At 55.7% G+C, this 7160-nt stretch carries 6 protein-coding genes and 1 pseudogene; 2 read left to right on the plus strand and 5 right to left on the minus strand.

Annotated elements, in window-relative coordinates:
* Window positions 1-106: 106 nt before the first annotated feature.
* Both V8352_RS20875 and V8352_RS20885 read right to left on the minus strand, forming a co-directional pair.
* Window positions 107-821: pseudogene (locus V8352_RS20875) on the minus strand (hypothetical protein); the annotation flags it as partial.
* A gap of 157 nt (window positions 822-978) precedes the next feature.
* Window positions 979-1236 (minus strand): hypothetical protein, encoded by a 258-nt coding sequence (locus tag V8352_RS20885; RefSeq protein ID WP_336426196.1) that lies wholly within the window; start codon window positions 1234-1236, stop codon window positions 979-981.
* A gap of 138 nt (window positions 1237-1374) precedes the next feature.
* Here V8352_RS20885 and V8352_RS20890 point away from each other — a divergent pair, with 138 nt between their 5' ends.
* Window positions 1375-1857, plus strand: coding sequence for a hypothetical protein (locus tag V8352_RS20890; RefSeq protein WP_336426197.1), 483 nt, complete (start codon window positions 1375-1377; stop codon window positions 1855-1857).
* Window positions 1858-2138: 281 nt separating this feature from the next.
* Here V8352_RS20890 and V8352_RS20895 read toward each other — a convergent pair whose 3' ends face one another.
* The 3 genes from V8352_RS20895 to V8352_RS20905 form a co-directional block, all read right to left on the minus strand.
* Window positions 2139-2750: a response regulator transcription factor gene (locus V8352_RS20895; protein WP_336426198.1), complete on the minus strand. Its 612-nt coding sequence runs from the start codon at window positions 2748-2750 to the stop codon at window positions 2139-2141.
* Window positions 2751-2949: 199 nt separating this feature from the next.
* A complete protein-coding gene (locus V8352_RS20900) occupies window positions 2950-3519 on the minus strand; it encodes a recombinase family protein (protein ID WP_336426199.1) in 570 nt (189 codons plus the stop codon).
* Between the two features lie 405 nt (window positions 3520-3924).
* The gene (locus V8352_RS20905) at window positions 3925-4806 is read right to left on the minus strand and encodes a YihY/virulence factor BrkB family protein (protein ID WP_336426200.1); all 882 of its coding nucleotides are present in this window, start codon (window positions 4804-4806) and stop codon (window positions 3925-3927) included.
* 294 nt (window positions 4807-5100) lie between these two features.
* Between V8352_RS20905 and V8352_RS20910 the strand changes: the two genes are divergently transcribed.
* Complete coding sequence (locus tag V8352_RS20910) at window positions 5101-6843, plus strand: serine hydrolase (RefSeq protein WP_336426201.1); 1743 nt, start codon at window positions 5101-5103, stop codon at window positions 6841-6843.
* The last annotated feature ends 317 nt before the right edge of the window (window positions 6844-7160 follow it).

Raw genomic sequence — 7160 nt, forward strand, 5'->3', positions numbered from 1 at the left:
TGCCAGTTCGTCTGGCTGATAACAGTGCTCCGAGGGTTCATGCACGGTGAAGGGCAACATCAGGGACTTCAAATCAACGACTGAAATCGTTGTTCAGGGTGAACTAATGCGACAGGAACCCGCTGAAGAGCGTGGCCCGCTGACGCGTTCCATCAGGAAGAATCTTCGCAACCAGACAGCGGTCGTTGTCGTAGAGGACCGACGCGGGCACCATGCCGAAGAACGCGAAAGCGTGAACGGGGCCATCCACCCGAGCCTCGGCAGTGGCTGCCGGATAGGCTCGCACAAAGCAGGCATCACTGTGCGGCAGATCCATGATAAAGAAATGCGCCTTCTGCTCAATGCCGCCGATAGCGACCACCGCCTCGCCGAAGTCGGCCTGGGCATGACCGGGCGGATGCGCCAGAGGCACGAACATCTCGCGGCCGCGCCGTTCGCGTTGCCGCATGTAATCCTTCACGATCGTGTAGCCGCCGGTGAACCCGTGCTCGTGACGAAGCCGCTCGAACACCCGCTTCGCCGTGTGCCGCTGCTTGCGATGGACCTCCCGATCACCGTCCAGCCAACCGTCGATGATCCCGGTGAAGGCATCCAGCTTTGGNCACGAAGCCGCTCGAACACCCGCTTCGCCGTGTGCCGCTGCTTGCGATGGACCTCCCGATCACCGTCCAGCCAACCGTCGATGTCCCGGTGAAGGCATCCAGCTTCGGTCGCTTGACCGGCGCCTTCCGCCGATATCCAGGTGGAACCGAAAACGCCATCATCTTGGCTACGCTATCGCGCGAGATGTTGAAATGCCGCGCCGCCTCACGCTGGCTCATGCCCTCAGCACAGGCCAGCCGAACCTTCCGATGCAAATCCACAGTGAAAATCCTCCCGCCCTCCCTGTCACCAGAAAGGGTAAAGGTGGACGACTTTTACGCCGCCCGCAGCAGGCTCATCCCACCGCTACCGTGGCCGACTTTCGCACCGCCGTTCTCATTTTGGCTTGTGGAAAAAACATGCAATGGCCGCGGTCAGCCATTGATAGATGGAAGCGCTGTCTATCGCGATTCCGCTGCGCGGTGCGATTTTGATTCCCTCGACCACCGTGCCATCGAACTTTGTCAGCCGCCAGTCGCCGATGCGCAGGCCTATCGCATAAATCACCGAGACACTGACTGACTCTTTTAAAAAAATCTGGGCAAAAGATACCTGACTTATGACAAACCAACCGCCTTCTTGGGTTATTGCCATCGGAGCATCTGGGGTCGCGTGCCATCCTCCTCAAGTGCCCCCACTTGATCGGTCGCAATAGATGGCACTTTATAAAGGTCTAGACGGCATTTTATCATCCAAGTAGTGCTTTTGGCCAGATCATGCTATAATGATGAGATGTCAGAAAATCTTTATGATCTATTAGAGGGCGACGATCCCGTCGCGCTCCGCCGCATCGAAAAGGCGTTGATGTCAGCCGATGAGCACAACGAAACCGTTGACGCTGTCATCAGCGCCTTGATATGGCGGCGTTGCACCGCAGGCCAGAACGGCGTTCTGGGGGCGGTTCTGAACCACGAGTGCGCGGCCCGTATCAGCGTGATGGCCGATCATCTTGAAAAGGTGGGTGCAACGGAGGCCGCGCAGGTCACGCGCAATCTGCGCGAAGAAATCCCGCTGGCAGATGCTCAGATCCGTTCGGGCATCATCGACTGGATCGATGTGCACCCTGAGATCACGGGTAACGTCGTCACGCTCAAACGCAATATCGACGACATCGCGCCCAAAGTCTGGAGCTTCATGCAGGAACGGCAGGAGGACCTGCCCGACCCGCAAATTCCCGACAAGAGAAAAGGGCTGTTTGGCGCGCTCTTCGGATGATCAGCTATCGCAGGTCGTGGGGCGACTTTCATACGCGGAACCAAGGTCGGCTCTTCGGTCTTCGTGTCGGGTGCAGCACGTGCAAAATCGTTGCCTGCGAACAGATCGCAAACGGCTGGCATCAGCCAAGTGCCCCTGCGGCATTTAAACCGATAGCAGCAAGGCTTAGACCTAGCGCCTAGGCAGTTGATTTTGGACGCTTATAGGAGAGCGCTGGGAGGGGTGCGGCGCTTTCAGTTATTCTCTTTGAGCATCCGGGCGCCGAGTGTCGCTACCTCGACTCAATTTGAAGCCCCCAGAGTCTGGAAAATACGAGAAATATGGAACTTTACCGTGCTGTGACTGATATCAAGCGCCTCCGCGATGCCCTTGTTCGTCTCTCCGGCAACAATAAGGCGCAGCACATCCAACTGGCGGGGCGTCAGTGTGGAAAGTGGCACCGATGCGGTTTTTGTTTCGGGCTCATCTGACTGCAGTGGGAAAGGAGGAACATAAACTACGCCGTCTGTGATCTCCTGAAGTGCTGCCGCCATTTCGCCAATGCCCAATCCCTTGTTGATGAAGCCCTGCGCCCCTGCCGAAAGCGCCATGAGGATATCCTCATGAGCCCGGGATGCCGATAACACTACAAGGCGGATATCTGGCTGTGCCGCCTTCAAGGTATCGAGCAGCTGTTTGTTGTCGATCCCTGGCATGTTCAGATCGACAAGCGCGAGACCAAAACGGGTCCCACTGGTAAGCTGCGCAATAGCCTCTTCGGCCGCGGCGCAGACGACAATCGTCTGAACGCCGAACTGGCTCCGAAGCACTTTTTCTATAGCAACCTGAAAAAAGTCGTCATCATCGATAATGATGATCGGTGCCAGCTCTGATAACTTGAACCGTGACGACATTGAATATCCCAACGAACCTCATTGTAGCTCAAGATCATACCTTCCAGATCAGTTTTACGCCCCAATGCGTCACAATCAAGACGCCCACTTGACACGGAATAGGCAAATAAGTGGCAGGCCGCCGATGAGGACTCGTGGTCAATATAAGGTTAACCGCCTACTTGATATTTTGGCTCTGGCACCTTCAGGTTGGATCGACCTATCTCTTCTTTGCTGGGTCTGCAGCGCGGACGTAGCTGTATAGCGTGGGCTTGGATATCCTCATCATCTCGCAGATTTTGACGACCGGAATTTGGCGTTCTTCATAAAGGCGCACCGCGAGTGCGCGTTTATCACTATCAAGACTCTGAGGGCGCCCGCCTTTGCGACCACGAGCTCTGGCCGCTGTCAGACCGGCTTGTGTACGGTCGCGGATCAAGGTGCGCTCGAATTCGGCCAGTGCCCCGAAGATGTGGAAGGTGAGTTTTCCGGTTGGGGTCGTCGTGTCGATCGCCTCTTGCAGCGAGCGCAGACCGATCTCGCTCTCATCGAGATAAGTGACCCAGTCAATCAGATCGCGCAGTGAACGACCAAGGCGATCCAAGCGCCAGACGACAAGCGTATCGCCGGCGCGCAAGATGTCCTTCACCTGCGCCAGGCCGGGGCGGGCAGACGCCGCTCCCGACGTCTTGTCGATAATGACCCTTTCACAGCCAGCTGCCTCGAGCGCATCACGCTGGAGGTCGAGGTTTTGATCATGGGTGGAAACCCGTGCATAGCCGATCAGCATGGGTGAAAACTTGTAGAGAGGAAAGAAACCCGTGAACTCATGTCGTTTCCTGACATAGATTACATTACCGGGTTATATTACTCTCAAAGGGCTGGTTCCACAATCATTGAGGTCGCTGGGCCGCATCGGCAAAAAAAACCTCGTTTTCTTGCCTGATCATTTTGAGGTGCCAGGTCATGGTTTTTGGTAAAATCAACCCGTTGAGAGACCCCAGCTTTGATGCCGAGGTCGGGTTCTGCGCATTGCAACGAACGTGGGTTGGCTAGGCTAAGCGATCCCATGATCATCGCCGCGAGCACTTCTCACCGTGGTGCATCACGTTCCAACCACACCGGGTCAAATCCCACGCAATATAAAACAGGCCAGCGTTGTCCGCCATCTGGTTCATCGCAGGTGCAAGCCGGTTTAACCTGCGCTGTCCACGGACCGGAATGCATTCTTGCGCGGTGCCTTGCGCTTGCCGGAACGGGGTACATCCGGGGTGCGTTTGGCCACTCGCTCCATCTCGCTGTCCAGTTCCGCTCCGAGCAAAATGATATAGGCCGACAGCCACAGCCACAGCAGCAGAACGATCACGCCGCCCAAAGCGCCGAAGGTTTCGTTATAACTGCCGAAGCTGCGCACATAATAGCTGAAGGCCACAGACCCCACGATCCAGATTATGGTCGCCACCATTGCGCCGGGCGTGATCCAGCGCCATGCGCGGCCGTCCCGGTTCGGGCCGAATTGATAAAGGATCGCCAGGCCACCAATCACGATCAGCAGTACAACGGGCCAGCGCAGCCAAGTCATAATGACCTCGGACGCGCCGCCCGAGATGAGGAAAGTCAGCACTAACGGCAGCACCACCAGCACACCAACGATCAGCAAGAACCCCACGATTAGACCGAGGGTCAGCACGGCCCGCACCGCCATCCCCCTAAAAAAGCCCCGGGTTTCGGTGATGTCGAAAGCCACGTTCAAACCTTCCATCAGGCTGCGCATTCCTGCGGTTGCCGAATAGAATGCCGTTAGCAGACCGAAGATCGCGGCCAGGGTCAGCCCGCCGCTGTTGCCGCCCGCCACGGATCGGGCCTGATCGATCACGATCTGGGCTGCCTGCTGCGGCATGACGCGTGCCAGCGTATTTGCCTGATCGACTATGGTTTCAGGGTCGATGAAAAAGCCTGCGATGGCCATGACGGCTATGATACCGGGAAAGATCGCCATAAGCCCGTAAAAGGCACACCCCGCCGCAATCAGACTGATGTGATCTTCGGTACCCTCGGCCCACGTGCGCTTGGCCACGGTGATCCAGCCATCTTTTTGCAGATCAGACGGAGCGGCTTGAGATGACGGCATGACGGACTCCAGAAATAGTTCAGTCACCAACACGTAACCCTCCGCCGGGTTCCCCGCGCGACAGCAGGCCGATTGGTGAATGTCGGTTGAAGCTAGTCTGATAGGCTGATTAGCTTGAGCCCATTCTGCACAAGTCAGTAGAATGCTTCAATATGCTATAAATAAACAACTCAAGGAGGAGTCGCAGTGCATCATTCACCGCTAAGCACGATCGTTTCAACAATTGGAACGCTTGGGCTAATGACGCAAATCACCTTTGCAGAGACGCCGCAAACTGACTTAACGTTGAAACAGCTTACAGAGGGGACAGATGCAGAGCTTCTTCAAAATGAAGCCTTCATGCCGACGAAAGCCAGCAACGCGGCGATCGAACCGTTTAACGGACAGCTCTTACTATCCGCGACCGAAATGCAAATGGCTCCGGCTCTAGAGTATCGTCAGGTGATGGGTCGGGATGCGCAATTGTTCCCAGGCGTCACGCTCGAATTTTTTTCCCATGAGGGTGACTTGGTTCCGGTAACCCAAGACGTCATCACGCCACCGGGTCAGACAGAGACAGATAGTTTCTGGCAAATTATCGTGCAGCCGGGGCTGGTCTGGTCGGAACCAGAGGATGACGGATGGTCACGCGCGTCGTTTCCATTCGCACTGATGAACAGGCTGGAGCAGGACACCCATAACGGTGTCGCGACCTTTGCTTATAAAGATGGCGAGGTTTCAGATGTCCGATTTCAGATTGTACAGCAGACTGCTCCCTATTACGTGCCTGAGCACTTCAAAGCATGGGGCGCACTTCCAGCAGAATATGAAGCCGCTGATGCCGCCAGTTACGCGCAGATCAGTAAAGAATACGCGGCAGAACTTGCAGATCGACTCGAATTGAAGCCTTGGAGTGAATTGACCACTGGGGACACCGCAAACGCCGTCAGCGGCTTCGAAGGGGATACGAGCGAGGAGTGGGTTGTTATGCACGCGCTCGTAAAAGACGATGTGGTCTATTACCAGCCGTCACAAACCTCCGAAGGCCCTTATCCCTATCCTACACGCATGCGGTTCGGTGTGTGGTCAGTGACAAAATCGGTCGGACCCGGCGTGGGCATGTTGCGCTTGGCTGAGAAATATGGCGACTGGGTCTATGAACTGAAGCTGCTTGACTACTTAGACATCGATCCGCCGCATGACGGCTGGGAGGATGTGACGTTCGGCAACGCTTTGAATATGGCAACGGGCCTAGGGGGGGAGGAGTTCGACGCCAACCCTAACGATTTTTATGCCGATTACAATTTTGGTGGGTCGTACGACGAATGGTATCGGGCGCGTTCAGAGGCGGACAAGGTGGAATTGCTAAACAAAGTCGGCAACTATCCTTGGGGGCCTGGCCTCGTGGCGCGCTACCGTGATCGCGACATGTTCGCGCTTGGCGTGGCAATGGAAAACTTCCTGAAATCCATGGAAGGCGATGACGCCAATCTTTGGGACATGATCGCCAAAGAGGTGTTCGAGCCTATCGGCATTCATAATGCCCCCATTGGAATGACCTTTGAAGAGGGTAGCGACAAGGGACAACCAATGATGGCTTGGGGTTGGTATCCTACATTGGACGACATGGCCAAAGTTGCAGGGCTCTTGCAGGATCGCGGCCAACACGAGGGCACACAATTGCTGCACCGCGGTAAGACTGACGAGCTGTTTTCAATTGAAAGCACCTTGGATCAAGGACCTGACAACGCACTGAAATATGGCAACCCGCGCTACAAGATGGGGTTTCACTACGCACCGTTCCGCGCATCTGAAGACGCTGAAACAGTGTGGGTACCGTTCATGAAGGGCTACGTCGGCAACAATGTAGTGCTGGCTCCAAATGGCATGACCGCAATCCGCATTGGCAAAGCATGGCCGGCGCCCGAAGAGGCTGCCGCAGCTGTGGAGGAGCCCACATCAATGATTGAAACGATGAATAATCTTAGGCCCTTCGAAGAGTAGTAGTGAACTACGTGAGGTTTTAAATTGAGCCGTCCCTATTCTCATGGGGCGGCTCTTTTGTGTGGTGTGAAGCTTTGGTATTCTGCGCACAGGATCTGCCGCGCCGGTAGCGATCAGGCATACCCAATTGGGTGTTCCGATTGGAATGATCGCGTTGGGTCAGTTTTGAATGTGGATTAACACGATATCGGCAATTCACTGGCTGCTCTTAGAGTATCCGTCTTGATCAAGCTGTTTTTGGCGTCCATTCTCGGTCTTGTCGGACGAGTGCGTTGGCCAGTTCGATGAGCTTTCGCATGAGGGCTGTCAGAGCGACT

It is taken from the genome of Roseovarius sp. D0-M9 (assembly GCF_037083805.1).
Classification (GTDB): Bacteria; Pseudomonadota; Alphaproteobacteria; order Rhodobacterales; family Rhodobacteraceae; genus Roseovarius.

Coding starts and splice junctions, on each gene's coding strand:
- V8352_RS20885 (WP_336426196.1), bottom strand. CDS start 1,236: ATGGCAATAACCCAAGAAGGCGGTTGGTTTGTCATAAGTCAGGTATCT.
- V8352_RS20890 (WP_336426197.1), top strand. CDS start 1,375: ATGTCAGAAAATCTTTATGATCTATTAGAGGGCGACGATCCCGTCGCG.
- V8352_RS20900 (WP_336426199.1), bottom strand. CDS start 3,519: ATGCTGATCGGCTATGCACGGGTTTCCACCCATGATCAAAACCTCGAC.
- V8352_RS20895 (WP_336426198.1), bottom strand. CDS start 2,750: ATGTCGTCACGGTTCAAGTTATCAGAGCTGGCACCGATCATCATTATC.
- V8352_RS20910 (WP_336426201.1), top strand. CDS start 5,101: ATGACGCAAATCACCTTTGCAGAGACGCCGCAAACTGACTTAACGTTG.